The 26,429-nt window shown below is 75.2% G+C and carries 20 protein-coding genes; 10 read left to right on the top strand and 10 right to left on the bottom strand.

From position 1 onward, the window contains the following. Positions 1–49: 49 nt before the first annotated feature. Complete coding sequence (locus tag LPA42_RS10405; protein WP_077937490.1) at positions 50–1,132, top strand: NAD(P)-dependent alcohol dehydrogenase; 1,083 nt, start codon at positions 50–52, stop codon at positions 1,130–1,132. Positions 1,133–1,247: 115 nt separating this feature from the next. After that, positions 1,248–3,473 carry a cytochrome P450 gene (locus LPA42_RS10400; protein WP_144082626.1) on the top strand — a complete coding sequence of 742 codons (2,226 nt, stop codon included), beginning with the start codon at positions 1,248–1,250 and terminating at the stop codon, positions 3,471–3,473. Positions 3,474–3,533: 60 nt separating this feature from the next. Here LPA42_RS10400 and LPA42_RS10395 read toward each other — a convergent pair whose 3' ends face one another. Beyond that, the gene (locus tag LPA42_RS10395; protein WP_228986514.1) at positions 3,534–4,193 is read right to left on the bottom strand and encodes a TetR/AcrR family transcriptional regulator; all 660 of its coding nucleotides are present in this window, start codon (positions 4,191–4,193) and stop codon (positions 3,534–3,536) included. 85 nt (positions 4,194–4,278) lie between these two features. On the opposite strand from LPA42_RS10395, the gene LPA42_RS10390 reads away from it, so the two are divergent. Next, positions 4,279–5,562, top strand: coding sequence for a DUF4386 family protein (locus LPA42_RS10390; RefSeq protein ID WP_077937488.1), 1,284 nt, complete (start codon positions 4,279–4,281; stop codon positions 5,560–5,562). A gap of 84 nt (positions 5,563–5,646) precedes the next feature. On the opposite strand, the gene LPA42_RS10385 is transcribed toward LPA42_RS10390, so the two are convergent. Continuing rightward, positions 5,647–6,714, bottom strand: a complete 1,068-nt coding sequence (locus LPA42_RS10385) for a TauD/TfdA family dioxygenase (RefSeq protein ID WP_077937487.1) — start codon at positions 6,712–6,714, stop codon at positions 5,647–5,649. A 441-nt stretch (positions 6,715–7,155) separates the two neighbouring features. Between LPA42_RS10385 and LPA42_RS10380 the strand changes: the two genes are divergently transcribed. The 4 genes from LPA42_RS10380 to LPA42_RS10365 all read left to right on the top strand — a co-directional run bounded on the left by LPA42_RS10380 (position 7,156) and on the right by LPA42_RS10365 (position 13,326). Next, positions 7,156–8,808, top strand: coding sequence for an amino acid adenylation domain-containing protein (locus LPA42_RS10380; protein WP_077937486.1), 1,653 nt, complete (start codon positions 7,156–7,158; stop codon positions 8,806–8,808). A gap of 89 nt (positions 8,809–8,897) precedes the next feature. Beyond that, positions 8,898–10,163 (top strand): hypothetical protein, encoded by a 1,266-nt coding sequence (locus LPA42_RS10375; RefSeq protein ID WP_096761637.1) that lies wholly within the window; start codon positions 8,898–8,900, stop codon positions 10,161–10,163. A gap of 119 nt (positions 10,164–10,282) precedes the next feature. Further along, positions 10,283–11,626 carry a M20/M25/M40 family metallo-hydrolase gene (locus tag LPA42_RS10370; protein ID WP_077937479.1) on the top strand — a complete coding sequence of 448 codons (1,344 nt, stop codon included), beginning with the start codon at positions 10,283–10,285 and terminating at the stop codon, positions 11,624–11,626. 38 nt (positions 11,627–11,664) lie between these two features. Continuing rightward, positions 11,665–13,326 carry a pyridoxal-dependent decarboxylase gene (locus LPA42_RS10365; RefSeq protein ID WP_077937478.1) on the top strand — a complete coding sequence of 554 codons (1,662 nt, stop codon included), beginning with the start codon at positions 11,665–11,667 and terminating at the stop codon, positions 13,324–13,326. Between the two features lie 7 nt (positions 13,327–13,333). Here LPA42_RS10365 and LPA42_RS10360 read toward each other — a convergent pair whose 3' ends face one another. From LPA42_RS10360 to LPA42_RS10350, 3 genes are all read right to left on the bottom strand, one after another. Beyond that, a complete protein-coding gene (locus LPA42_RS10360) occupies positions 13,334–14,014 on the bottom strand; it encodes a response regulator transcription factor (protein ID WP_096761636.1) in 681 nt (226 codons plus the stop codon). Between the two features lie 66 nt (positions 14,015–14,080). After that, positions 14,081–15,400 (bottom strand): cell wall metabolism sensor histidine kinase WalK, encoded by a 1,320-nt coding sequence (locus LPA42_RS10355; RefSeq protein WP_077937477.1) that lies wholly within the window; start codon positions 15,398–15,400, stop codon positions 14,081–14,083. 39 nt (positions 15,401–15,439) lie between these two features. Beyond that, entirely contained in the window at positions 15,440–16,456 is a 1,017-nt protein-coding gene (locus LPA42_RS10350) for a bile acid:sodium symporter family protein (protein WP_228986513.1), read from the bottom strand. 145 nt (positions 16,457–16,601) lie between these two features. Between LPA42_RS10350 and LPA42_RS10345 the strand changes: the two genes are divergently transcribed. Further along, positions 16,602–17,087, top strand: coding sequence for a hypothetical protein (locus tag LPA42_RS10345; RefSeq protein WP_077937483.1), 486 nt, complete (start codon positions 16,602–16,604; stop codon positions 17,085–17,087). 86 nt (positions 17,088–17,173) lie between these two features. Here LPA42_RS10345 and LPA42_RS10340 read toward each other — a convergent pair whose 3' ends face one another. The 4 genes from LPA42_RS10340 to LPA42_RS10325 all read right to left on the bottom strand — a co-directional run bounded on the left by LPA42_RS10340 (position 17,174) and on the right by LPA42_RS10325 (position 23,780). Continuing rightward, entirely contained in the window at positions 17,174–19,441 is a 2,268-nt protein-coding gene (locus tag LPA42_RS10340) for a catalase (RefSeq protein ID WP_077937476.1), read from the bottom strand. A 107-nt stretch (positions 19,442–19,548) separates the two neighbouring features. Next, complete coding sequence (locus tag LPA42_RS10335; RefSeq protein WP_198956537.1) at positions 19,549–20,184, bottom strand: maleylpyruvate isomerase family mycothiol-dependent enzyme; 636 nt, start codon at positions 20,182–20,184, stop codon at positions 19,549–19,551. A gap of 101 nt (positions 20,185–20,285) precedes the next feature. Continuing rightward, positions 20,286–23,024, bottom strand: coding sequence for a LuxR family transcriptional regulator (locus LPA42_RS10330; protein WP_077937475.1), 2,739 nt, complete (start codon positions 23,022–23,024; stop codon positions 20,286–20,288). Between the two features lie 111 nt (positions 23,025–23,135). Further along, a complete protein-coding gene (locus LPA42_RS10325) occupies positions 23,136–23,780 on the bottom strand; it encodes a hypothetical protein (protein ID WP_077937474.1) in 645 nt (214 codons plus the stop codon). Between the two features lie 237 nt (positions 23,781–24,017). On the opposite strand from LPA42_RS10325, the gene LPA42_RS10320 reads away from it, so the two are divergent. Beyond that, complete coding sequence (locus tag LPA42_RS10320) at positions 24,018–25,193, top strand: pectate lyase (protein WP_077937473.1); 1,176 nt, start codon at positions 24,018–24,020, stop codon at positions 25,191–25,193. A gap of 68 nt (positions 25,194–25,261) precedes the next feature. On the opposite strand, the gene LPA42_RS10315 is transcribed toward LPA42_RS10320, so the two are convergent. Continuing rightward, positions 25,262–25,735, bottom strand: coding sequence for an SRPBCC family protein (locus LPA42_RS10315; RefSeq protein WP_228986512.1), 474 nt, complete (start codon positions 25,733–25,735; stop codon positions 25,262–25,264). 117 nt (positions 25,736–25,852) lie between these two features. Here LPA42_RS10315 and LPA42_RS10310 point away from each other — a divergent pair, with 117 nt between their 5' ends. Next, a complete protein-coding gene (locus tag LPA42_RS10310) occupies positions 25,853–26,347 on the top strand; it encodes a winged helix-turn-helix domain-containing protein (RefSeq protein WP_077937471.1) in 495 nt (164 codons plus the stop codon). The last annotated feature ends 82 nt before the right edge of the window (positions 26,348–26,429 follow it).

Raw genomic sequence — 26,429 nt, 5'->3', positions numbered from 1 at the left:
TTCACATGTCAAGATGCAGTCTCGCTTTGTGAGTTGACCGGGAGGACGTGTGCGGATCACTGCGGCGGTGCTGGAGAGCGCGGGAGCGCCGTTCACCCTCCAGCAGCTCGACCTCGCCGAGCCGGGGCCGGACGAGGTGCTGGTGCGGGTGGACAGCGTCGGCGTCTGCGGCACGGACCTGGAGTTCTCGAACTTCTTCCCCACCCCGGCGGTCCTCGGCCACGAGGGCAGCGGCGTGGTGGAGCAGGTGGGCGGGCGGGTCACCGGCGTCGCCGTCGGGGACCACGTGGCCATGAGCTTCGCCTCCTGCGGCGAGTGCCCGCTCTGCCTCGGCGGAAACCCGGCGTATTGTCGCCGGTTCGACGCCGTGAACTTCGCCGGGCGGCGGCCGGACGGCAGTTCGGCGCTGTCCCGCGACGGCGCGCCCGTCAACGGCCACTTCCTGGGCCAGTCGTCCTTCGCCACCCACGTGGTCGCCCCGGCCCGCGCCGTGGTGCCCGTCGCGAAGGAGATCGACCTGCGGGTCGTCGGCCCGTTCGGGTGTGGCTTCGGCACCGGCGCCGGCGCGGTGCTCAACGTGCTGCGCCCGGAGGTCGGGTCGTCGCTGGTCGTCTTCGGCGCGGGCGCGGTCGGCGTCGCGGCGATCCTGGCCGCCCGCGCGGCCGGCTGCGCCGTGGTGGCCGCCGTGGACGTCAACGCCGGCAAGCTGGACACCGCGCGGCTGCTCGGCGCGACCCACGGGGTCCACTCGGCCGCCGGGGACCCGCGCGAACTGCTGGCGGCGATCGCCCCGCACGGCTTCGATGTCGCGATCGACACCACCGGCCGGGAGGACGTGCTGCGCACGGCGGTGGAGGTCCTCGGCCCGCTGGGCCGCTGCGGCGTCATCGGCGTCGGGCCGAGCGAGCGGATGAGCTTCGACTGGCGCAGCATCCTCAACGGCCGCACCGTCACCGGCATCATCGGCGGCAACAGCCTGCCCCAGGTCTTCCTGCCGAAGCTGCTCGACCTGCACGCCGCCGGCCGGTTCCCGGTGGACCGGCTGATCACCTACTTCCCGTTCGAGCAGATCAACGAGGCGGTGGCCGCGGTACGCGCCGGCGAGGTCGGCAAGGCCGTCCTCACCTTCTGATGCTCGATTCGTAACACCGTCTCGTGATGCGAGCGAGTTACGCTCGTCGTCCGACACCCCAGTGGCGCGGCTGGGCAACACCGCGCAGCGTCCCGCACCCGTGGAGCTCGTCCCCATGACCGAACACCAGCTGACCACACCGGCCGTCCCCTTCGACCACCACTCGGCCGAGTGCAACGCCGACCCCGTGGGCTACTACGAGGCGTACCGGCAGACCTGCCCGGTCGGGCGCACCACCGCGCACGGCGGCTTCGTCTACACCACCCGGTACGCCGACGTGGTCCGCATCGCCCGCGACGACGACGCCTTCTCCTCCGCCCGGTCCGTCGCCGGGGGCGACGGCACCGCCATCGTCATCCCCCGGGGCCCCGGCCTGGAGCAGTACCCGATCGAGCTGGACCCGCCGGCCGCCACGGAGTACCGCGACCTGATCAACCCGCTGCTCACCCAGGACGCGGTGGCCACGCTGGCCCCGATGATCGCCCGGCACACCACCCGCGTGATCGACGCGTTCATCACCGAGGGCTCGGTCGACTTCGTCCGCGACCTGACCAACCCGCTGCCGGCCGCCGTCACCCTCGACTGGCTGGGCTTCCCGGAGGCCGACTGGGCCAAGCTGGCCGGCCCCATCCACGACATCTTCGCCGCGCTGCCCGGCAGCGAACGCGCCGCGCGCGGGGCCGCCGGCCTGGCGTACCTCGACCAGCGCATCCGCGAGCTGATCGTCGAGCGCCGCGCGCAGCCGACCGGCGACGCCGTGAGCTACCTGGCCACCCAGCGCCGCCCCGACGGCGAGCTGTTCGACGCCGACGAACTGGTCTCCGTCATCGGGCTGCTGATCGCCGGCGGGGTCGACACCACCACCTCGCTGACCGGGTCCACGCTGGTGCACCTGAGCCGCCACCCGGAGGACCGGCAGCGGCTGATCGACTCCCCCGACCTGCTGCACAACGCCACCGAGGAGTTCCTGCGGGCGTTCGCCCCGTCGCAGTCGATGGCCCGCACCGCCCGCGCCGACGCCGAGGTGGGCGGCTGCCCGGTCACCGCCGGTGAGCGCGTGCTGATCCCCTGGGTCGCCGCCAACCACGACCCGGCGGTGTTCCCCGAGCCCGAGCAGATCCGGCTCGACCGCGACGCCACCCGGCACCTCAGCTTCGGCATCGGCAGCCACCGCTGCGCCGGCGCCCACCTGGCCCGGCTCATGTTCCGCGAGATGATCACGCAGGTGCTCACCCGGCTGCCCGACTACCGGGTCGTCGAGGAGGGCCTGGTCACGTACCCGACCCGGGGCAACCAGACCGGCTGGGACGCCGTACCCGCCGTGTTCACCCCCGGCCCCCGCGCCGCCGACACCCCGGACGCGCGCCCGGCCGCCGGCCCGACCCTCGACCGGGACCTGCGCGTGGAGGTCGCGGCCGTCGCCGCCGACGACGTGCTGGAGGTACGCCTCGCCGACGCCACCGGCGCGCCGCTGCCGCCCTGGGCGCCCGGGGCGCACCTGGAGGTGCGGCTGCCGTCGGGCCGGGTCCGGCAGTATTCCCTGTGCGGCGACCCGGACGACGCCCACCACTACCGCATCGCCGCCCTGCGCGAGGCCGGCGGCCGGGGCGGCTCGGTGGAGCTGCACGCGGTGGCCCGCGCCGGGGCGACCCTGTCCGTGCGCGGCCCGCGCAACCACTTCCCGCTCGTCGACGCCCCCGGCTACCTGTTCCTCGCCGGCGGCATCGGCATCACCCCGATCCTGGCGATGGCCCGCGAGGCACACCGCCGGGGCGTGCCGTTCCGGCTGGTGTACGGCGGGCGCACCCGCGCCTCGATGGCCTTCGCCGACGAGGTCGTGGCGCTCGCCGGGGACCGGGCCACCCTGCTGCCGCAGGACGAGGCCGGCCTGCCCGACCTGGCGGCGCTCGTCGCGTCCGCCGGGCCGGACACCGCCATCTACTGCTGCGGGCCCACCGCCATGATCGGCGCGCTGGAGCGGACCTGCGCCGAGGCGGGCCGGTCGGGCCAGCTGCACGTCGAGCGGTTCACCGCCGGCGACGACCTGGAGGTCGCCTTCGACCCGGCGGCCAACACCGAGTTCGAGGTGCACCTCGCCCGCACCGGGGCGACCGTGCGGGTGCCGAGGGACCGCCGGATGATCGACGTGCTGCGCGAGACGGTGCCCGGCCTGACGTACGACTGCGAGAAGGGCTACTGCGGCGCGTGCGAGACGCGGGTGCTGGCCGGCACGCCGGAGCACCGCGACTCGCTGCTCACCGAAGCCGAGCGCGCGGCCGGACGCAGCATGATGATCTGCGTGGGCCGCAGCTGCTCCGAACGACTGGTGCTGGACCTCTAGCACCCGCCTGCTGAGCGGGCCGGCCCTCGCACCGGGGCCGGCCCGTTCGGCGTGATGGGGCTACGGGCCCGCGGGGCCGTTGCGGGCCGCCAGCGCGTCGAGGATCAGGTCGAGGCCGAACTCGAACTGCCCGCCGAAGTCGTAGCCGGGCTGCCGGACGTGCTGCGTCGCGAACTCGACCAGGTGCGGGTAGTCGCCCGCCGCGAACCCCTCCATGATCGAGTCCGCGACCTCGGTGGCGGCGTCGCCGCCGTCGAACGGCAGCGACACCTCCTGCAACACGAAGCCGAAGACGTACGCGTCGACGATCGCGTACGCGTGGGCCGTCATCGGCAGCGAGAAGCCCCCGGCCCGCAGCACGCCGAGCATGGCGTCGTGGTGGCGCAGGGTCGCCGGCCCGGGGCTGGTCCGGGTCTCCACCAGCGCCAGCGCCCAGGGGTGCCGGGCGAGGACCGCACGGGCCGAGAGGCACCGCCGGCGCACCTCGGCCCGCCAGTCGCCGCCCGCCCCGGGCAGGTCGATCTCCGCGAAGACGCCGTCGACGAGCGCGTCGAGGAGCTCCTCCTTGTTGCGGATGTAGTGGTAGAGCGACATCGGCCTGGTGTCCAGCTCGGCGGCCAGCGACCGCATGGTCAACGCCGCCAGGCCGTGCGCGTCGGCGATCCCGACGGCCGCCCGCAGCACCCGCTCGCGGCTGAGCTGCCGCCCCGCTCCGCCCACCGCCCGACCCCCTCCGCTCGACACCGCGTTGACCGCGCTTGCCCGCCGAGCCTATCGTACTTAGTACGAGAGCCTGGGAGGCTCGATGTCCCTCCGTGTGGCCGGCCGCTGCGCCGGCGCGTTCTTCCTGCTGGCGTTCGTCGCCTACGGCGTCGGCAGCGCCCTGCCCGGGCAGCCCGCCGGGGCGGCGCTCGTGGCGCTCAACTCCGCCCTGGTCGCCGCCATCGGCGCGCTGGCCTTCCGGGCGCTGCGCCCCGCCCACCCCGGAGCCGCCTGGGGCTACCTCGTCGCGCGCGGCGCGGAGGCGTTCCTGCTCGCCGCCGGGCTCGTCCTGCGGGACTCCGCCGGGGCTGGGGCCGCCGACATCGCCTACCAGGCGGCCATGCTGTCCCTGGGCCTGGGCAGCGTGCCGTTCTGCCTGGCCCTGGCCCGGCAGCGCTGGCTGCCGGGCTGGCTCGCGGGCTGGGGAGTCGCCGGGTACGCGCTGCTGGCGGCCGGCGCGGCGGCCGAGCTGGCGGGGATCCGGGTCGGGCTCGTGCTGGCGGCACCGGGCGGGCTGTTCGAGCTCGTGTTCGGCGTGCTCCTGCTGGCCCGCGGCTTCGCCCCGGCCACCGGCGGGCGGCCCGGCCCCACCGGCGACGTGGCGTCGAGCGCCGCCGGGGCCGGCGACACCCGGGTGTGGCGCGCCGCGCGGGCGGCCGGGGTCGGCCTGCTGCTGATGGCGGTGCTCGCCGGGCTGGCCAACTTCGGCATCGTGCAGCGGCTGGCCGCCGCCGACGCTGCCGAGACCAGCGGCCTACCGCTGTCGCACCAGCGGGCCCTCGTCCTGGCCGTCGTCGCCCTGCTCGCGGTGGCCTGCCTCGACGTGCTGGTCGCCTGGGCGCTGCGCGCGTTCCTCGCCGACGCCGGCCGCGCCGTCGCGCTGCTCGCCGCCTGGTGCCGCACCGGGTACGCGGTCGTCCTCGCCGTGGCGATCACGCACCTGGTCGCCACCGCCGGCCTCCTGCGCGACGGCGGCACCGACCGGATCGACGCCGGTGTCCGCGCGCGGATCACCGACTTCGAGGAGGTCTGGAGCCTGGGCCTGATCCTGTTCGGCGTCCACCTGCTGCCGGTCGGGTGGCTGGCCTGGCGGTCGGCCGCCGTGCCGGCCTGGGTGGCGTCGCTCGTGGCGGTCGCCGGGGCGGGCTACCTCGCCGACTCGATCGGCGCGCTGGTGCCGGCCGCGTACCCGGTGCAGGCCGCCGCCGTCACGTTCGTCGGCGAGGTCGTCCTCATGGGGTGGCTGCTCTGGTTCGCCGCGCGCCGGCGTCCCGACCGCGGGGCCGACCGGGACGCGGGCCGCGCCCGCCAGGCGCAGCCCGCGTGAGGGCGACGGGCGGTCACGACGCGGACGGCCCGCCGCGCCACGACTCTGGGGCGCTGCGGGCCGTCCTGACGAGGGGCCGGCGGGTCAGTTGCCCCACTCGAAGTTGGGCTCGACCGCCTCGGCGATGCGGAACCGGCCGCCCGGCGCGATCTCGCTGCCGCGCTCGGTCACCACGTGCTTGCCGAACCCGCTGACCAGCGGCCGGCCGACGTCGCGCTTGAGCCACAGCCGCAGCAGGTGGCGGCGGCGCTCCGGCTCAGGGAAGTCGACGTAGCCGGTGCGCGAGTGCAGGGCGGCGTAGTTGAGCAGCCACTGCACGTCCCCGGGCTGGAAGTCCATGTCCAGGGCCAGGCCGGGGGCCTGGGACACCTCGTCGTAGAGGTGCAGCAGCTCGATCTGCGCCTCGGTGAGCCGGGGCACCTCCGGGTAGTCCTGTGCGGAGAAGATCATCGAGCTGCCGGCGTACGTGCTGAAGATGCCGTCGACGTAGCTGCAGATGGGCGAGGTGTAGGTGCGGGCCGGGGCGTCCGGGTCCTGCCGGTGCCAGTCCCAGTGCCACGACTCGAACAGCAGCGGCGCGAGGTCCGGCCGGCGACGCAGGATCTCGTTGTAGATGGTGGTGCCGCTGACCAGGCTGCTCGCCCCGCCGGCCTTGGCCGCCCGCAGGCACATCAGCGCGACGACGTCGGAGCTGTCGGAGTGGAACGGCAGCCGGTCCCGCACCCGCGACGGCAGCGCCGACGGGTCGTCGAGGGTCTTGTTGGAGGTGGCGATGACGTGGTCGAGCACGTCGCCCATCTGGTTCTGCCCCATCGGCACGCCGAGGTGCAGCCCCATCAGGAAGAAGATCGCCCCGGCGAGGGTGTCGCCGTACTCCTCCGTGCGCAGCCCGCGAACCAGGATGAAGCCGCGCCCGGAGTCGAGCTGGCGGGCGCACTCCTCGTTGAGGCCGGCGCAGGCCGGCAGCGGGTAGTCGGCGGCGGTCACGGTACGCAGGTCGGGGTTGTCGGCCACGAAGCGGCGGCCGACGGTCTCCAGCTCGGCACGCTCGGCGTCACTGAGCTGGTAGACCCACTCGGTCGAGGTACGCAGCTCGTCGCCGCGCCAGGCGGACGGGCCGGAGATGGGGGCGAGGTCGATTGCGGTGGTCATGATGATGCGCTCCGAGGGTCGGTTCTGACGGGTACGGGTCGGTGCCCCGGCGCGGGCGTTGCCACGGGCCGGGCGATCGACGACAGGGGCGGCCTCGCCGCCGTTCACGGCGGCGGGGCGGCCCGTCAGAAGGGGGTCTGCGGATCCCCGGCGGCGGTCCCGGGGCGCATGCCCTCTCGCGGCGGGTGTACCCGCAGCGGCTCCTCGTAACCGCGCACCAACAATCCAGCGCCTTGCGGAACTCGGATCATGGCGTCTCCTGCGGCTGACGGTGTCGCCCCAGGCTAGGGCAGCCCCAGCGCGACGTCAAGAGAGACGGCGTCTCGCAATCTGACAAGCAGGCCAGGGGCGCCCCCGCGGAATCTAAGACATTTCCCAAACGAATTGTCGAGCATCGATGCTGATCGCCGCGCAGGGCGGCCGGTCAGACGAGGAGCGACCATGCCCGTACGACAGTCCGACACGATCCACGGCGCGACGCCCCGCCCGGTCAGCGCCCTCCCCGCCGGTCCGGACGGCTGGCGAGGCCCCCTGCTTGACCACCTTCCACCGCGCGAGCGCCGGCTGTTCCACCGGTTCGGCCGGGGACCCGAGGTGACCGTGCCCGACCTGCGCATCCACCAGGCGTTCGAACGCTGGGCCGCCGCCGCGCCCGACGCCGTCGCCGCCGAGCACCTCGGCGAGACGATCGGCTACCGCGAGCTGGACCGCCAGGCCAACCGGCTCGCGGCCCGGCTCGCCGACCTCGGCGTACGGGCCGGGGACGCCGTGGGCGTCTTCGCCAGCCGCTCGCTGCCGATGCTGGTGGGGATCCTGGCGACGCTGAAGGCCGGGGCGGCCTACGTCCCGCAGGACGTCCGGATCACCCCGCACCGGCAGCTGCGGCAGGTCGCGACGACCGCCCGGTGCCGGGTGGTGCTGACCACGGCCGGCGCCCTGGACACGGTGCCGGCGCTGCCCGGCGTGACGCGGCTCGCCGTCGACGAGCTGATGGCGCAGCCGCTGCCGCCCGGCCGGCACCTGACCGCCCCCGGCACCGACCGCCCGGTGACCGCCGACGACGGCTGCTACGTCCTGTTCACCTCCGGCACCACCGGCACGCCGAACGGGGTCACCGTCACCCACGGCAACGTGGCCAACCTCCTGCTCACCGCGCCGGGAAACCTGGGGATCCGGCCGGGCCGGCGGGTGGCCCAGCTGCTCAACGTCGCCTTCGACATGGCCGCCTGGGAGATCCTCGGCTGCCTCGCCAACGGCGGCACCCTGCTCGTGCGCGACCGCGACCTCACCGCCACCGCCGCCCGCGCCGACGTGGTGGTCGCCACCCCGTCGGTGCTCGGGCGCATCGACCCGGACCGGTGCGCCGGGGTGCGGACGGTCGCCGTGGCGGGCGAGCCCTGCCCGCGCCCGCTGGCCGACCGCTGGGCCGCCGGCCGCGCCTTCTACAACTGCTGCGGGCCGACCGAGACCACCATCGTCAACACCATGCACCGGCACCGGCCCGGCGGACCGCTCACCATCGGCCGGCCGACGCCGAACAACACCGTCTACGTCCTCGACGCCGACGGGCGGCCGTGCCGCATCGGCGAGGTCGGCGAGATGTGGGCCGGCGGCGGCTGCGTCTCCGCCGGCTACCTCGACAACGACGCGCTCAACGCCGAGCGGTACGCCCCGGACCCGTTCCTCGGCGGCGGCCGGCTGATGTTCCGCACCCGCGACCGGGGCCGCTGGAGCGCCGACGGGGAGTTGGAGCACCTGGGCCGCACCGACGACCAGGTGAAGGTCCGGGGCTTCCGGGTCGAGTTGGACGCGGTCTCGACCGTGCTGGAGGCGGTGCCGGGCTGCCGGGCGGCGGTCACGCTCAAGCTGACCGACCGTGACCTGGTCTCCTTCGTCGCCCCGGCCGAGCTGGACCCGCAGCGGTGCCGGGACGCGGTGGCCGCCGCACTGGCCTACTACTGCGTGCCGGCGGCCGTGCACCCGCTGCCGGAGCTGCCGATGACCGGGCGGGGCAAGGTCGACCGGGACGCGCTGCGCCGGCTCGCCCTCGACCTGCGCTGGCAGTGGGCGCACATCGAGGAGGCGGCGGCGTGACCACCACCCCCGTCCGGCCGCAGCCGGCCCCGCCCGCTCCCCCGCGTACCGACGCGGCCGGCCCGCCCGGCGACGCGCCGCCACCCCCGGTGTCGACGCTGCGCCGGATCCTCGCCCACCCCCGGTTCATGCACCACCACCGCCTGGTCGCGGCGGTGCTCGCGGCCAACGCCGCGCTGCTGGCGTACGGCCTGGCCGCCGACTGGTGGCGCGGGCCCGGCGCGGCCGAGGCCCTGGGCGCCGCCGCGCTGGCCAACGTCGCGCTGGCGGTCCTGGTGCGCCAGCAGTACGTGATCAACCTGCTCTTCTGGCTGGCCACCCGCGCGCCGACCCGGTGGCCCCTGCGGATCCGCTGGACCCTGGGCAAGGTCTACCACTTCGGCGGGCTGCACGTCGGCGGGGCGCTCGCCGGCACCGCCTGGTACCTCGGGCAGCTCGGCGCGCTGACCGCCGCCGGCGGGCGCGGGCCGGGCGGGGCGGGGGCCCTGGTCACCGGATATGCCACCGCCGGCCTGCTGCTGGCGGTCGTCGGCACCGCCCTGCCGCCGGTGCGGTCCCGCCGGCACGACCTGTTCGAACGCACCCACCGCCTCGGCGGCTGGGCGGCGCTGCTGCTGCTGTGGGCGCAGGCCGGCCTCCTGGCCGGCGGGCCGGTCGCCCTCGCCGCCTCCCCGCAGGGCTGGGTGCTCGCCGTGCTGACCGCCAGCATCGCCCTGCCCTGGCTGCGGCTGCGCCGGGTGCCGGTCGTGGTCGAGCGCCCCTCGTCGCACGTGGCGCTGGTCCACTTCGACCACGGGGTGACCCCGTTCCCCGGCTCGTCCACCGCGATCAGCCGCCGGCCGCTGTGGGAGTGGCACTCCTTCGCCAACGTGCCCGCGCCGGGGCGCAGCGGCTTCCGGCTGACCGTCTCCCGGGCCGGCGACTGGACCGGACGGTTCATCGACGACGCGCCGCAGCGGGTCTGGGTGAAGGGGATCAGCACCGCCGGGGTCGCCAACGTCGAGACCCTCTTCCGGCGGGTGGTCTACGTGGCCACCGGCAGCGGCATCGGCCCGGTGCTGCCGCACCTGCTGGCCGAGCAGGTGCCGGCCCGCCTCGTCTGGGTGGCCCGTCGGCACCGGGAGACCTTCGGCGACGCGCTGGTCGACGAGATCCTCGCCCACCAGCCCGACGCGCTGCTGTGGGACACCGCCCGCGACGGCAAGCCCGACATGCTGCGGCTGGCCTGGCAGGCGTACCGCCAGTTCGATGCCGAGGCGGTCATCTGCATCTCGAACCGCCCGCTGACCTGGCAGGTGGTGCGGGGCATGGAGGAACGCGGCGTCCCCGCGTACGGCGCGATCTGGGACTCCTGACCGCCCGGCCGCCCGGGGCATCGGGTCCCCGGGCGGTCGGCTGCGGGTCTTCCGTCGTTCGGCCTCCCCGGCCCACGGTTTCCCCTACCGTCAGGCTTGTGCCCCGGAGAGGAGATGCCATGGCCGGCGTGCCGGAACCCGCAACGGGCGACACCTTCGATCCCGTCGCCGCCCTCAGCCAACTGGTGGCGATCCGGTCGGTCAGCGACGGCAAGAACGAGGCCGCGGTCACGGCGATGCGGCAACAGGTCGTGCAGCTCTTCCGGGCGGCCGGGGTCGAGGCCGCCGAGCTGCCGATCGGCGACGGCACCAGCCCGATCGTGTACGCGGCCACCCCGACACGCCCGGAGCTGAAGACGGTCCTGCTCTACGCCCACTACGACGTGGTCCCGGCCGACGGGCCGTGGACGGTCGACGGGACCACGATGGACCCGTTCACCCCGACGATGATCGACGGTCGGTTGTACGGTCGCGGCGCCGCCGACGACAAGTCCGGCATCGTGCTGCACCTCGGCACCGTCTGCGAGTTCGCCGGACGGCTCCCGGTCAACCTGATCCTGCTCGTCGAGGGCGCGGAGGAGATCGGCGGCGGCACGCTCGACGAGTACGTGCGGAACAACCCGGACCGGTTCCGGGCCGACGTGGTGGTCGTGGCCGACACCGGCAACCTCGCCGTGGACGAGCCGGCCATCACGACCACCCTGCGCGGCATGGTGATCGTGGACGTGCAGGTGTCCACCCTGGCCGAGCAGTGTCACAGCGGCATGTACGGCGGAGCCGCACCTGATCCGTTCCTGGCGTTGGTCAAGCTGCTCGGCAGCATCGTCGACGACGCCGGCGACGTCACGGTGCCCGGGCTGACCGCCTACCGGGGCGGCTGGCAGGAGCCCGACGAGGCGCGGTTCCGGGCCGACGCGAAGGTGCTCGACGGGGTGCGGCTGACGGGCACCGGCGCGCTGGCCGACCGGCTCTTCGGCCGCCCTTCGGTGACCGTGACCGGGCTGACCGGGCTGCCCCCGGCCGAGCAGGGGGTGAACCAGCTCCAGCCGTCGGTCACGGCCCGGCTCAGCGTACGGATCGCGCCCGACCAAAGCCCGGCCGACGCGGTCGCCGCGTTGCGCGCGCACCTGGACCGAGCGCGGCCCTGGGGCGCGCACGTCACGGTGACCGAGCACACCGTGGGGCCGGGGTTCGCGGCGCACCCGGAAACGCCGGAGTTCCAGGCGGCCGAACAGGCGCTCGCCGGGGCCTACGGCCGCACGACCGCGCGCACCGGCCAGGGCGGGAGCATTCCGCTGGTGGCGACGCTCCAGCAGATCAACAAGGGCGCCACGGTCATCCTCTGGGGCTGCGAGGAGCCGGTGTGTCGGATCCACGGCGAGGGCGAGAGCGTCGCCGTGAGCGAAGTGACCAGGATGACCCGGGCCCAGACGCAGTTGCTCCGCGCCCTCGCGGGAGCGTGAGCCGCCACGGAGCCCGGGCGGGACGAAACGGGGACCTGATGACCGAGAACCGAACGAGCCGGCCCGTGGGGCGCACGACCGAGCCGGAGCCGTGTGCGGGGTTGTTCACCCTGACCCCGGACGGAGTGCCGGAGGACCGTCGGCGCGAGGCGTTGGCCTGCTTCGAGGAACACACCCGCGCCCAGCAGGCGACCTTCCTCGGCTACCAGGCCAACGAGCACCTCGACTACACCGGCGACCTGGCGTGGCTGCTCGACTTCCACGTCAACAACGTCGGCGACCCGTTCGTCAGGGGAAACTTCCGGCTCAACAGCAAGCTGGTCGAGCGGGAGGTGCTGGACTACTACGCCCGGCTGTGGCACGCCAAGGTGCCGCACGACCCCGCGGACGCGGAATCCTACTGGGGATACGTGCTCACCATGGGCTCCACCGAGGGCAACATCATGGCCCTGTGGAACGCCCGCGACTACCTGGCCGGCCGGGCGCTCATGGTCGATCCCGCCGCCGACGACGGTGGGGTGCCGCGGCTGACCTGGGTGCAGGCCAAGGCGCCGCCGGACAACCCGAACGCCTACGACCCGATCATCTTCTACTCGGAGGACACCCACTACTCGTTCACCAAGGCCGCGCGGGTGCTCAACTTCAAGACCTTCTACGAGGTCGGCAGCCGCGACTACCCCGACGACTGCCCGCTGAGCCCCGGCGGGCCGTGGCCGACCGAGGTGCCCTCCGTCGGCGGCGTGCTGGGCAACGGCGACATCGACGTCGACAAGCTGGCGGTGCTGGTGGAGTTCTTCGCCGCGAAGGGCCACCCCATCATGGTCAGCCTCAACTACGGTTCGACGTTCAAGTGCGCGTACGACGACGTGGAGCGGGTGACGGAGCGGCTGCTGCCGATCTTCCTGCGGTACGGGCTGGTGGACCGGCAGGTGGAGTACGACAGGGAGAAGAGGCGCTACGACGTCCGGCACGGCTTCTGGATCCACGTCGACGGCGCGCTGGGCGCCGCGTACATGCCCTTCCTGGCCGACGCCGGCCTGCCGGAGCGGGTGCCGCCGTTCGACTTCCGCCTGCCGTACGTCTTCTCCCTGGTCATGAGCGGGCACAAGTGGGTCGGCGCGCCCTGGCCCTGCGGGGTCTTCATGACCAAGGTCAAGTATCAGCTGCGCCCGCCCGACGATCCCGAGTACATCGGCGCCCAGGACTCCACCTTCGCCGGGTCCCGCAACGGCTTCTCCCCCCTGATCCTGTGGAGCTACCTGGCCCGGCACTCGTACGGGGAGCAGACGAGGCTGGCGCTCGAGGCGCAGCAGCTCGCCGGCCAGGTCAGGGACGGACTGGCCGCGGTGGGCAGGAAGATCGGTCTCGACCTGTGGGTGGATCGCAGCCCGCTGGCCCTCACCGTCCGGTTCCGCAGGCCGGCCCAGAAGTACGTCGACAAGTACTCGCTGTCCCTGGAGACCCTGCCGGTCGGCCCGCAGCAGAACCGGGAGCTCGCGCACGTCTACCTGATGCCCGGGATCGACCGGGGCCTCATCGCCCAGTTCCTCGACGACCTGACGCAGCAGGACGCCTACCCGCGTCAGGTGACCGAGCTGACCGAGTGGGCCCCGGGGCCGGTGGCGGCCGGGGCGGCGAGCCCCGACGGGCAGGTGACGCGGCTGGCCGAGGTGCCGGCCACCGGTCGCGGCTTCCGCTGACGGGCCCTCAGAGGGCGCCGATCTGGTAGCCGAGGCCGTGCACGGTGCGGACCACCCCGTCGCCGAGCTTGCGCCGCAGGTAGTGCACGTACGTGTCGACCACCGCCTCGGTGCGGTCGGCGCCGAAGACCCGCCCCCGCAGCTGGCTGCGGCTGTGCACCATCCGGGGCTGGGTGGCGAGCAGCCGGATCAGCTCGAACTCCCGCCGGCTGAGCGTCACCTCCCGCCCGTCGGGCAGCCGCACCCCGCGTTGGGCCAGGTCGAGCTGCCCGGCCCCGATGGGGATCAGCTCCGCGCCGTCGAAGCGGCGGCGGGTCAGCGCCCGGACCCGGGCCATCAGCTCCGCCACCTCGAAGGGCTTCGGCAGGTAGTCGTCGGCCCCGGCGTCCAGGCCCCGGATCCGCTCGGTGGGGTCGGCCAGGGCGCTGAGCATGAGCACCCGGGCGGCGACGGCGCAGCGGCGCAGCCGGATGAGCAGGTCGACGCCGTCGATGGCGGGCAGCCGCCGGTCGAGCATGATCACCTGGTACCGGCCGCGCAGGGCCAGGTGCAGGCCCCGCTGCCCGTCCCGGGCCAGGTCGATGCGGTAGCCGTCCCCGCTGAACAGCTCGACCAGCATGTCGGCGAGCTCCGCGTCGTCCTCGACGAGGAGCAGCGGTCCGTGCGCCGGGGCCGGCGGGTCGTCCATTTGTTTATGGTCCCACCGAACGCTGAGAAGGTTGACCCGCGGAATTCTCCGCTGGTCGGGACCCGGTCAGGACCCGGTCAGCTCGCGCTCCTGGCCTGCCCGGTCGCGGCCGACGCGCCAGCAGAAGGGCCACCGGGACCCGGTGGCGTCGCCGTCCGGGGGTGTCGCGCCGGGCCGCGTCCCGTCACGCACCGGCAGCCGTACGGTGAAGGCGGCCCCGGCCCCCGGCCGGCCGGCGGCGCTGATCGTGCCGCCGTGCGCGGTGACCACCTCGCGGATCAGGGCCAGCCCGAGCCCGACCCGGCGGTCGCCGGAGCCGGGGCCCCGGTGGAACCGGTCGAAGATCCGGTCGGCGTGCCGGGGGTCGAAGCCCCGGCCGGAGTCGGTGACCACCAGCTCGACGTGGCCCGGGGCCGCCGGACGCAGCCGCACCTCGACGCGGCCACCGGCCGGGGTGTGGTTCAGGGCGTTGGCCAGCAGTTCCGCCACCACCCGGCGCAGCGCTGGCCCGACGCCGTGCACCGGCACCGGGGCGTCCGCGCCGGCCACGGCGAGCGTCACCCCGTGCTCGGCGGCGCGCGGCGCGTCGGCCTCGATCGCCTCGGTGACGAGCGCGGCGAGGTCGACCGTCGCGGGCGGCCGGGCCACCGACGTCGTGTCGGCCAGCCGGGCCGACAGCAGCAGCTCGTCGACGATCTCCCCCAGCCGGCGGGTGGTGTCCAGCAGCCGGTCCAGGTCCGCCTGGTCCGCGTCGTGGCCGGAGCGCTCCGCGCGCCGCGCCAGCAACTGCGCCGCCGTGTGCACCCGGGTGATCGGGGCGCGCAGCTCGTGGCTGGCGTCGGCGACGAAGCGGCGCTGCCGGTCGAGCGCCTCGGCCAGCGGCAGCACCGCCGCGCGGCGCAACCGCAGGTCGGTCACGGTCGCCGCGACCAGCACCGCCGCCGCCGCGAGCGACAACCCCCAGAGCAGGTAGCGGCGCTCGGCGAGCTGGAAGCGGGCGTCGAAGACCACCTGGACGACCTTGTTGCCGCGCATCTGCGTCCGTACGTGGTAGACGGTGCCGTTGCGGGCCACCTGGCTGACCTGCGGCCGACCGGTGCGGGCCACGGCGTGGATCGCCTCGTGCCGCGGGAAACCGGCCGGGGGCGCGCCCGCGTGCCCCGTGTCGCTCGCGCCGCCGAAGATCCAGGTGCAGCCGGACGGGTCGGCTGGGCGGCCGTGCAGCACCGCCCAGTCGAGCTCGTGGCGGATCTTCGCCTGCTGGACGTGCAGCAGGGCGGCGTACGCGACGCCCCCGAACAGGGCCAGCAGGGCGACGACCAGCAGGCCGACGGTCAGCCCGGTGCGGGGTCGGGCCCGTGCACCGGCGTGACTACCGACCCGCATCCCTCGAAGATGACACATCACCCATCCGAGCGGAAGGGATCACCGAGCGTCCTCCCGGATGGCGGGCCCGCCCGCCGCCCAGCGGCGGGCCAGCTCGGCGCAGACCAGCAGCTGGAGCTGGTGGAACAACATCAGCGGCAGCAGCACCAGGCCGACGGTCTGCGGGCTGAACAGCACCGCCGCCATCGGCAGCCCCGTCGCCATGCTCTTCTTCGACCCGCAGAAGATCGCGGTGATCCGGTCGGGCCGGGTGAAGCCGAGCAGCCGCGCCGCCCCGGCCGTGGCGAGCAGGACCACCAGCAGCAGCGCCGCCAGCACCCCGAGCAGCGCCAGCAGCCGGCCCGGCGAGGTGCGCTGCCAGACCCCGGCGACCACCCCGGCGCTGAACGCGGTGTAGACGACCAGCAGGATCGACCCCCGGTCGACGAGGGTGAGCACCCGCTTGTGCCGGCCCATCCAGCCGCCGAGCCAGGGCCGCAGGGCCTGCCCGGCGGCGAACGGCAGCAGCAGCTGGGCCACGATCTCCAGGACCGACCCCGCCGAGAAGCTCACCGCGCCGGTGCCGGCCAGCACCACGCCGGCCAGCACGGGGGTGAGCAGCACGCCGGCCACGTTGGAGAAGGAGGCGCTGAAGATGGCGGCGGGCACGTTGCCGCCGGCCATCGAGGTGAACGCGATCGACGACTGCACGGTGGACGGCACCACGCACAGGAACAGCAGCCCCTGGTAGAGCTCCGGCGTCAGCACGGCGGGCTGCAGCACCCGGGCGGCCAGCCCGAGCAGCGGGAACAGCACGAACGTGCTGGACAGCACCAGCACGTGCAGGCGCCAGTGCCGGGCCCCGGCCCACGCCTCGCCGGGCGAGATGCGGGCGCCGTAGAGGAAGAACAGCAGCCCGATGGCGAGGGTGGTGGCCACGGACGCGCCGTCGGCGAACCGGCCCCGGGCCGGCAGCACGGTGGCGACCACCAGGGTCGCCAGCAGCGCCAGGATGTACGGGTCGAGCGGGATCCGGGACAGCCAGCGGCGCACGATCGACCCTTCCCCGACAGTCACCACAATTCGAGACAGCGTCTCGCCTTGCGATGCTGCTACGGGCGTCGGTGCGGAGTCAAGGACTGCGGCGACGGTCACACCACCCGTCGCGGCCGACACCCCCTGCGGCCCGGCCCGGGATGCGCAGCCATGCCAGGATGTGGCCGTGTCGTATCCTCCTCACCCGTCGTACCCGCCCGGGCCCGGCGCGGTCGCGCCGCTGACCGCCTACCCGCAACCGATCCCGCCGCCCCCGGGCCACGCCGTGCTGGTCGTCTCGGTCAACCGGGGGCCCTACCTCGTCCCCGCCCCGGCCACCAGCAAGTTCAAGATCGACGGCCGGACGGTGCCGATCCCCGGCGAGGGCACCTGGCACGTGGCCGTCCCGGCGGGGCCACACGACGTGCGGTACACCGACTTCATCGGAATCCCCGTCATCACCACCGCGCTCGTCGCGCAGCCCGGGGCCGCGCACCACCTGTCGTTCCGCTTCGGCGGCTGGCGCAACCGCGTCCACGACGGGCACGGCACCGATGTCACGCGCTTCGGCATGTGGTCCAACTACAGCATCCTGCTCGTCACGCTGGCCGTGGTCGGCGTGCTGTGCTGCGGCGGCTTCGGGCTCGTCGCCGCCCTGTCCGGCACCTCCTGACCGGCACGTCCCGGCCGGTTCCCGCCCGCACGGCCAGGGGCCGCCCTCCGCTGCGGCGGACGGGCGGCCCCCGGCCGACGGCACGGTCAGGGCAGCGACACCGGGAACCGTTCCCACACCCGGTGCGCGGCCAGCAGCCGCTGCACGGCCGCGAGGGCGTCATCGCCGGAGTCACCCGCGACCACGCCCGGGGTGCCGGCCACCCCCGCCAGCTCCAGCACGGCGACGCCCGCACCCCACGCGCCGACCGCCTTCGCGTGCCGCCAGCACTCCTGCACCAGCAGCAGCACGCGCGGGTCGACGGCCGCCGGACCCGGCGCGCCCGCCTTCTCGTCGCGCGCCGGCAGCGCGTCCGGCGCGGGCACGGGCGCCCCGGCCAGCAGCAGCGCGTCGAACTCGACCGACCGGCCGGTGGCGAAGGTCCGCTGCACCGGCAGCCCGCCCACGGTCCCGCCGTGCGGGGCGATCAGCAGCGGCACCATGCCGGCCGCGAAGACGGCCCGCTGCACCTGGCCGACCCCGTCGAGGCCGGCGTCGGGGTCGGGGTCGACGACGATCCCGACCGTGCGGCCGTCCGCCGGCCACTCGCGGCCGACCTGCGACAGCGCGGGGCTGGGCGCGACGTCGGCCAGCGGCACGGTCGGCTCCGGGGCGGGCAGGCCCAGCCCGGCGGCCACCTGCGCGCACAGCACCGGGTCGATGTTCGCCAGGCAGGCGAGCTGACGTTCCCGGATCGCCTGGTGGTAGCACTTGCCCAGCTCGAACGTGTAGGCGCGGACGATGTGCTCCCGCTCCACCGGCGCCATGCTCAGCCAGAACAGGCGGGCCTGGCTGAAGTGGTCGTCGAACGAGGCCGGGTTCGCGCGCACCTTCGGCGCCTGCGCCACCGTCACCGGCACGTCGACGAACGCGCCCTCGGCGTCGCCGGCCGGGAACGGGTTGCCGCCGTCGAGGGAGTTCGGCCGGTACGGCGCGACGCCCGCGTGCACCGCCTGCTGGTGGAAGCCGTCGCGGAGCATGTCGTTGACCGGGGCGTGCGGGCGGTTGACCGGGATCTGGGAGAAGTTCGGCCCGCCGAGCCGGGTGAGCTGCGTGTCGACGTACGAGAAGAGCCGGCCCTGCAAGAGCGGGTCGTTGGTGACGTCGATGCCCGGCGGCAGGTGGCCGACGTGGAAGGCGACCTGCTCGGTCTCGGCGAAGAAGTTCGTCGGCGTCCGGTTGAGCGTGAGCCGCCCGATCGGCTGCACCGGCGCGAGTTCCTCCGGCACGATCTTCGTCGGGTCCAGCAGGTCGATCCCGGCGAACGTCTCCTCCGGCGTGTCGGGCAGGACCTGCACGCCCAGCTCCCACTCGGGGTACGCCCCCGCCTCGATCGCGTCGTAGAGGTCCCGACGGTGGAAGTCCGGGTCCACGCCGCCGAGCAGCTGCGCCTCCTCCCAGGTCAGGGAGTGCACGCCCAGCTGCGGCTTCCAGTGGAACTTGACCAGCACGGTCTCCCCGGCGGCGTTGACCAGCCGGAAGGTGTGCACGCCGAAGCCCTCCATCATCCGGTACGAGCGCGGGATCCCCCGGTCGGACATGTTCCACATCGTGTGGTGCTGCGCCTCCGTGTGCAGGGAGACGAAGTCCCAGAACGTGTCGTGCGCGCTCTGCGCCTGCGGGATCTCCCGGTCGGGGTGCGGCTTGCCGGCGTGGATGATGTCGGGGAACTTGATCGCATCCTGGATGAAGAAGACCGGCATGTTGTTGGCGACGAGGTCGAAGGTGCCCTCGTCGGTGTAGAACTTCGTCGCGAAGCCCCGGGTGTCGCGGACCGTGTCGGCCGAGCCGCGCGAGCCGAGCACGGTGGAGAACCGCACGAAGACCTCGGTCTCGCGGCCCTTGGCGAGGAAGCCCGCCCGCGTGATCGGTTCGGCGGTGCCGTAGCCGACGAAGACGCCGTGCGCCCCCGTCCCCCGGGCGTGCACGACGCGCTCGGGGATGCGCTCGTGGTCGAAGTGCGTGATCTTCTCGCGGAAGTGGTGGTCCTGCAGCAGGATCGGGCCGCGCGGCCCGGCCTTGAGCGAATGGTCCGTGTCGCGCAGCCGCGCCCCCTGCGAGGTGGTGAGGTAGGCGCCCTGCTGGCCGTTCGCGGTCGTCGGCGCGCCGGTCGGCGCACCGGTCGGGCTGCGGGTCTCGGGAGCGCCCTGCTCCCCCTTCGGTGGCAGCGGGCCGTGCGGCGTCGTCGGCTCCGCGACGGGGGGCGGGACGCTGCCGGGCGCGCCGGGGGCGTCGGGGGTCAGGACGTCGGCTACCTTCCCCGCAGCGGCCTCGACCACATCCTTGACCGCCTTGGCGGGCTTGCGAGCACTCATCTGGACGGGTACCTCCGGGAAGCGGCGATGAACGGGCATCCGGGTCGTACCCTGCTGGGTTCGAGCAAAACGGACCAGACGGGTGTCGGGTCGTCGGACGTCGCCGGTCAGCCGGGCCAGCGCCCGGCCAGCACCGCGGCCCCGTCGCCGTCGAGCTCGGGCAGGGCCACCCGTCGGCCGGTCAGCGTCAGCAGCAGCGCCTCACCGGTGCCCCGGACCACCGGCCCCTCGCCCGCCGCCCAGTCCAGGTCGGTGGCCTCGAACCGCAGCCCGGCGACCCGGCGGCGGTCGACGAAGCCGACGGCCCGGCCGCCGGTCAGGAAGTCCAGCGACGTACGCAGCCGCAGCGGGTCCAGGTCGGCGGGCAGGCCCAGCGGGCGGCGGATGTCCTGCCCGTGCACCTGCACGTCGGTGAGCTGGCCGAAGAACCCGACCACGGGCGGCCGGAACGGATGCTCGGCGTGGGTCCGCAGCGCCGCGGCCAGCTCGCCGGCCGGCCGGCGGGCCACCTGGCTGGCCAGGCGCGCGTTCGCCGCGTGCAGGTTGAAACCGGAGCGCAGCACGAGCGGCAGGACCCGCCACGGGCTGACCACCAGCGGCGAGACCAGGTGGCCGGCGACCTCCCGCACGGTCCAGGCCCCGCACAGGCTGGGCGTGTCCAGCTGGGCGGGGGTCAGCGAGTCGAGCAGGTCGGCGATGCGGCGGCGTTCGGCGGCGATCATCGCCAGCAGGTCGGAGGACACGGCGACATTCTGCCTCCTGCGCGCCGCCCCGGCACCGGCCGTGCGGCCCGCCGCCGGGCGGCGGCACCGCTGTCCAGGGTCGCCGTCGACCGGCCCACCCCTCAGCCGGACGCCGGCCGCCCCAGCACGGCGCCCAGCTCGGCGCGGCTGGAGATGCCGAGCTTGCGGTAGGCCCGGGCGAGGTTGGCCTCGACGGTCTTCGGGCTGATGAACAGCGTGTCGGCGATGACCCGGTTGGTGCGCCCCTGCGCGGCCAGCCGGGCCACCCGCTCCTCGGTGGCGGTGAGCGTGGTCGGTGCGGCCGTCCGCCGGCCGATCCGGTCCAGCTCGCCGCGCGTCGCGGCGGCGAACGCGGCGGCGCCGAGCGCGTCGAACTCGGCCTCGGCCGCCTCCAGGGCCGCGCGGGCCTCCCGGCGACGCCGGGCCCGCCGCAGCGCGCGACCCGCGACCAGCAGGCAGCGGGCGCGGTCCAGCGGCAGCACGTCCGCCGGTACGGCCGACCGCGCGGCACCGAGCGCGGCGAGCGCCGGCGACGTGTCGACGCCGGCGGCGCCGGCGACCAGCACCCGGCTGCGGGCCAGCCCGAGCGTGGTCCACGGCCGGGGCAGTCGCCCGTGCCGTTCGGCGAGACGGGCGAGGGCCCGGCCCGCCGTGTCGAGGTCACCGCAGCCGACGCACGCCTCGATCCAGTCCGGTTCGAAGCGCAGGGCGACCGGCTCGACGATCCCGGAGCCGGACAGCGCCCCCGCCAGCTCGCCGTACGCGGCGGCGGCCTCGCCGGCCCGGCCGGCGGACAACGCCACGAACCCGGCCAGTTGCAGGTGGATGCGCCGGCTCCAGTCGTCGTCGACCTCCCGGGCCCGGCGCAGGCCCTCCTCCGCGACCCCGGCGGCCTCGGCCAGCCGCCCCCGGTACGCGGCCAGCGTCCCCGCCAGCCAGGTCTCGCCGACCAGCGCGCTGCCGAGCTGCTCACCCAGCTGCCGGGCGGCGGCGATGTGCGCCTCGGCCGCGGCGAACCGGCCGGCCAGCAGCTCCGCCTCGCCGAGGTGGGTCAGCAGCTCGTGCTGCCACGGCTCGTCGCCCCGCGCCGCCGCCCGGGCGCGCATGTCGTGCAGCCGTTCGCGCGCCCGGTCGTGGTCGTCGACGGCCTTCCACCAGATCGCCGGGATCGTGCCGGCCAGCCACGACGGCTCGCCGGCCTCCAGTGCCAGCGCCCGGTCGAGCAGCCCGGTGCGGGCGGGCAGCCCCGCACGCACCTCGTGGAAGAACAGCAGCAGCAGCGACGCGGTCAGCAGGGGCCGGTCCTCGTCGGCGCCGAGCCGGGCGATGGCGGCCTCGGCGTGCCGCCGGGCGGCCCCGGGCCCGTCGTGGAACAGGGTGAGGTGGGCGTGGATCCGCCCCGCGAGGGGGCCGCCGTCGGCGGCGGCCAGCGCGCGCTCGCCCGTGGACACGGCGGTGGCGAGATCGTCGGCGAACCACGCGACCAACGCGCGCAGCAGCAGCGCCTCCGCCCGCGCCTGCCCGGTGAGCTGCCCGGTCACGGCGTCGGCCGCCGCGCCCGCCGCCGCGTGGTCGCCGCTGTCGATCCGGCAGCGCACCGCGGCCAGGCGACGCCGGTCCCGGTCGCCGGCCTGGGCGGCGGGCGTGAGCTGCGCGGCCCGCTCGAACAGGTCCGCGGCGACGGCGGGGGCACCCCGGGTGCGCTGACGTTCGGCGGCGGCGGCCAGCTCGGCGGCGACCGTCCCGTCGGGCTCGACGACGCACCGGGCGAGCTGGCGGGCGCGTTCGTCGGGATCCGGCACCGCGTCGGCCAGCGTCCGGTGCAGCCGCCGGCGCACCCCGGGCGGGATGCCGCCACGGACGGCGGCGGCGTAGCTCGGGTGGACGAAGCCGACCCGGTCCGGGGCGACACGGAGCAGGCCGGCCTCCTCCGCCGCGTCCCAGGCGTCCGCCGGCACCCCGGCCGCGGCGAGGTCCGGCAGGGTGGGCACGGTCAGCAGCGCGGCCAACCGCACCGCGTCCCGGGTGGGGGCGGGCAGCGCCCGCAGCGCGTCGGCGAGCAGCTGGCGCAGCGACGACGGCACCGGCAGGTCCTCGTCGGGCCCCGGTGGGCGGGGCAGGCGCAGCGCCGCCCGGGCCATCTCGATGGCCAGCAGCGGGTTGCCCCCGGCGTCTCGGACGATGCGGGCGAACAGCGGTCGGCTGAGCGCGCCGTCCAGCCGGGTCCGGACGATGTGGTGCAGGGAGCCGGCGTCCAGCGGGGGCAGGGCGACGCGGGTCACCGGCGCGCCGCCGGGCCGGTCGTCGTCGAGGCCGAGGGGCGCGGCGGCGGGCCCGGTGCCGTCCGTGCGCCGGGCGACCAGCACGGCGGGCCGGGGCGCGAGCCGGCGCAGCGCGAACCGCAACGCCCGCTCGCTCGGCGGGTCGAGCCAGGGCGCGTCGTCGACGGCGAGCAGCACCGGGGCCCCCGCGCCGAACGCGCCCTCGATCAGGGCGCGGGTCGCCGCGCCGACCGCCCGTTCGTCGATCACCTCGTCGCCGGGCGCGGCCAGCAGCACCATCTCGGCGGCGGCGCGCTGCGGCGGAGGCAGGGCCGGCACCGCAGCGGCCAGCGGCCGGAGCAGGTCGGCCAGCGCGGCGAACGGCAGCGCCGCCTCGGCCTCGGCCGGGGCGCAGGTCAGCGTCGACCACCCGGCCCGCTCGGCCCGGCCGACCAGGGCCCGCCAGAGGGCGGTCTTGCCGATGCCGCTGCGGCCTTCCACGAGCACCGGCGCTCCCGCGACCAGCGCCCGCCATGCCCGGTCGGCGGCCGCGTCGCGCCCCACCAGGGAGGTCTCCATGGCGGGATGATGGCACGGGTCCGCCACCGGGGGGCCAGGCGGCGGTCAGCGCGGCGGCGTCCGCAGACCGCGACGCCCGGCGCGACCTCCCCGGCGCGGGCGCGACCGTCCTCAGAGCCGGGTGGCGACGGTACGGGCGAGCGACTCCAACGGCCCGCGGTTGGCCTCGGGGTCGTTGAGCCGCACCAGCCGGACGGCCACCCACCTGCCGGAGGCGTTGACGAAGAACGAGTCGGCGGTCGCGTACGCCTCGTCGCCCACGCCGGGCAGCGCCCGCGTCTCGTGCCCGAGCGCCCGCTCGACGTCGAGGTAGTTCTTCGCGCCGTCGCCGACGAAGACCTCGACCTGCGCGGTCGGCCCGTCGGCGGGCGCGGTGTAGGTGCAGGTGTCCCCGACCGACTTGCCGTCGCCCAGCCCGAGGCCGGCCAGCTTCTCGGCCTCGGCCTTGCGGACCAGGGCGCAGGGGTCGGGCAGGGCCACCGCCTCGTCCCCCGGCTCCGGCGACTGCCCGTCGGTCGGGTCGGTCGGGTCGCCGGGTTCCGGAGCGGCCGGGTCGGCCGACCCGTCGGGCTGCGACGCCACCGGGGCGGGCCGGTCGGCGGCGTCGCCCGGGTCGGCGGAGAGCGGGCCGGCCAGCTGGCCGCAGGCCGCGGGGGCCAGCAGGGCGAGCAACAGGACGGGTGCCAGGCGGCGGAACCGCGTGGTGACCCGGGCCGGGTGGAGCGGGCGGGCCGGGGTGTGCGTACGACGGGGCATGCGCCTGACGCTAGGGCCGCGCGCCCGCGCGGTAATCGGGTGTTTCCCTACGCTGCGGCGGGACCGGGATTGTGTCGATCATCGTTCTGCGCTCTGCTGGGTGAAAGCGCGTGCCCCGTGGGCGGCGCGGCCCGTCCGACGGACGGGCGTCCGGGCACGGACCAGGGTCCGCTCCGGCATCCGGCGGGCACCGGATGCCGGCACCTCCGCGGGCCCCACGTACAGCCAGGGAGCAACATGCTGCACAGACAGCGCCGAAAGTCCCTTCTCGTCGTCACAGCGGCGGCGGCCACGCTCGCCGCCGCGGGGGTCGTGGCCACGGCGGGCGCCGCGCAGGCCGCCGCCGGCTGCCGCGTCAGCTACGCGGTCGGCTCGCAGTGGCCGGGCGGCTTCTCCACCACGGTCACCCTCACCAACGTCGGCGACCCCCTCACCTCGTGGCGGCTCACCTGGTCGTTCGGCGCCGGCCAGACGGTCACCCAGGCGTGGAACGCCACCGTGACGCAGAGCGGCAGCGCGGTGACCGCCACGAACGTGAGCTTCAACGGCAACCTCGCCACCAACGCGTCGACCGCGTTCGGCTTCAACGGCACGTGGAACAACAGCAGCAACCCGACGCCGACCAGTTTCGCGGTCAACGGCGTCACCTGCACCGGCGGGACCAGCCCCACCACGCCGGGCAACCCGACCACGCCGCCACCGACCACGCCGCCGCCCACCACGCCGCCGCCGACCGGATCCTGGCCGACACCGACCGGGCAGGTCGGCGTCGACGGCACGATCCCGGTGTCCGGGGTGTTCGACGGCGGCATGCGCCGGTACTGCTGCATCGGCGACGGCAGCCAGGAGGAGAGCCAGGACCCGATGTTCCAGCTCGCCGCGGGGGCCACCCTGCAGAACGTCATCATCGGCGGGCCCGCCGGTGACGGCGTGCACTGCGCCGGGTCCTGCACGCTGCGCAACGTGTGGTGGGAGGACGTGGGCGAGGACGCCGCCACGTTCCGCGGCAGCGGGTCGCCCGTCTTCCTGGTCGACGGCGGTGGCGCGCGCAGCGCCAGCGACAAGGTCTTCCAGCACAACGGGGCGGGCACGCTGACCGTCCAGAACTTCCAGGCGACCAACTTCGGGACGTTCTACCGCTCCTGCGGCAACTGCTCCACCCAGTACAAGCGCGCCGTCGTCATCCGCAACAGCACGCTGACCCGCCCCGGCAACACGGTGGCCGGGATCAACGTCAACTACGGCGACACCGCCCGGTTCTCGGGCATCACGATCGTCAACGACTCGAGCCGGTCGATGGTGATCTGCCGCAAGTACAACGGCAACAACACCGGCAGCGAGCCCACCCAGGTCGGCACCGGGGCCGACGGCACCAACTGCCTCTACTCCTCGTCCGACCTGACCTACCGGTAACCCCCGCGCCGGCGTCGCGGGCCCGCAGCGTCGCGGGTCCGCGACGCGGACGCCGGGCCGCGCGTGGGCTACCGGGCCGCCATGCGGCGGGTCAACTCGGCCGCCCGGTACGCGGCGACCTCGCGCGCCTTGGCCGCCACGAACCGCCGCAGCGGCACCGGGGCCTCGGCGGTCACCCCTTCCCGCACCCGGGTGCCGCCCGCCTCGGCGGCCAAGTCCACCACCGCGCGCAGCGACACCCAGCCGGGGCTGCGCACCTCGCTGACCAGTTGCTCGCCCGGCCGCGTCGCCACCATCCGTACCCGGATCGGGTTGTCCCACCGCACCGGGCCGACCAGCCGGAACCGCTCGACGGCGACGTAGCGGGCGACGGCCCGGCCCTGCGCGTCGTGGCCCGTGCGCACGTCGCGGACCGCCACGATCAGCGGCGACAGCCCGACGTAGCTGAACGGGTCGGACAGGTGGTGGTAGACCTCGTCCGGCGGCGCCGCGACGACGCAGGTCGTCTCGAACGCGACCGGTGGTCTGCGGGCCTCGGGCACGCCGACATCCTGCCACGCCGAAGCGGCGCGACCGTCGGGAAGGGACATTGCCGCAGACATCGACGCACATTATTATGTCAATGCCGTTCCGTGAGCGGATGGACGGGGAGGGCGGAGATGAGCGGGAGACCCTCCCTGGCCATCGGCATCGCCTCCTCGGCGTCGCACCGCCGCCGCCTCGCTGAGCTGTTCGGCGGGTCCGAGGCCGTCCTGATCGTCTCCAGCGTGGACCAGGCGCGGCGGTTCCTCGGCGTGGCCGGCGAGCCCGCCGCCCCGCCCGCCGAGTCGGCGGCCCACCGGGTCGTGGTCACCGCCGCGCCGGCCGCGACCGCGCTGAGCATCGACTCCGACCGGCGGGTGCTGCGCTGGCGCAACCGCGAGATCGGGCTGACCCCGCTGGAGCACGACCTGCTGCGCTGCCTGGTGGGCACGCCCGGGCACACCTGGACCCACCGGCGGCTGCACCGCGAGGTCTGGGGCACCGAGCGCCTGGGCCGCGGCTCCGACCTGCACTCGGTGGTGCGGCGGGTGCGGCGCAAGCTGGCCCGGCTGGGCGTGCCGGCGACCATCGACGCGGTCCGGGGGGTCGGCTTCCGGCTGGCGCTGCCCTGAGCCCCTCCCCCGTCCGCCGGCACGGGCCCTCGAACACGCCGGGCTCCGAGCCGCCGGCCCGCCGCAGGACGCCCGCGGCCCG

Source organism: Micromonospora sp. DH13 (genome assembly GCF_020873825.1).
GTDB lineage: Bacteria > Actinomycetota > Actinomycetes > Mycobacteriales > Micromonosporaceae > Micromonospora > Micromonospora haikouensis.
Note: the sequence above shows the minus strand (reverse complement) of the source record. Positions and strands in the feature narration are given on the sequence as shown.

What these genes read in the sequence shown, in the direction of transcription:
- LPA42_RS10330 (WP_077937475.1), bottom strand. Translation starts at nt 23,024, where the DNA reads ATGGAGACCTCCCTGGTGGGGCGCGACGCGGCCGCCGACCGGGCATGG.
- LPA42_RS10365 (WP_077937478.1), top strand. Translation starts at nt 11,665, where the DNA reads ATGACCGAGAACCGAACGAGCCGGCCCGTGGGGCGCACGACCGAGCCG.
- LPA42_RS10325 (WP_077937474.1), bottom strand. Translation starts at nt 23,780, where the DNA reads ATGCCCCGTCGTACGCACACCCCGGCCCGCCCGCTCCACCCGGCCCGG.
- LPA42_RS10390 (WP_077937488.1), top strand. Translation starts at nt 4,279, where the DNA reads ATGTCCCTCCGTGTGGCCGGCCGCTGCGCCGGCGCGTTCTTCCTGCTG.
- LPA42_RS10340 (WP_077937476.1), bottom strand. Translation starts at nt 19,441, where the DNA reads ATGAGTGCTCGCAAGCCCGCCAAGGCGGTCAAGGATGTGGTCGAGGCC.
- LPA42_RS10400 (WP_144082626.1), top strand. Translation starts at nt 1,248, where the DNA reads ATGACCGAACACCAGCTGACCACACCGGCCGTCCCCTTCGACCACCAC.
- LPA42_RS10355 (WP_077937477.1), bottom strand. Translation starts at nt 15,400, where the DNA reads ATGCGGGTCGGTAGTCACGCCGGTGCACGGGCCCGACCCCGCACCGGG.
- LPA42_RS10310 (WP_077937471.1), top strand. Translation starts at nt 25,853, where the DNA reads ATGAGCGGGAGACCCTCCCTGGCCATCGGCATCGCCTCCTCGGCGTCG.
- LPA42_RS10370 (WP_077937479.1), top strand. Translation starts at nt 10,283, where the DNA reads ATGGCCGGCGTGCCGGAACCCGCAACGGGCGACACCTTCGATCCCGTC.
- LPA42_RS10360 (WP_096761636.1), bottom strand. Translation starts at nt 14,014, where the DNA reads ATGGACGACCCGCCGGCCCCGGCGCACGGACCGCTGCTCCTCGTCGAG.
- LPA42_RS10385 (WP_077937487.1), bottom strand. Translation starts at nt 6,714, where the DNA reads ATGACCACCGCAATCGACCTCGCCCCCATCTCCGGCCCGTCCGCCTGG.
- LPA42_RS10380 (WP_077937486.1), top strand. Translation starts at nt 7,156, where the DNA reads ATGCCCGTACGACAGTCCGACACGATCCACGGCGCGACGCCCCGCCCG.
- LPA42_RS10320 (WP_077937473.1), top strand. Translation starts at nt 24,018, where the DNA reads ATGCTGCACAGACAGCGCCGAAAGTCCCTTCTCGTCGTCACAGCGGCG.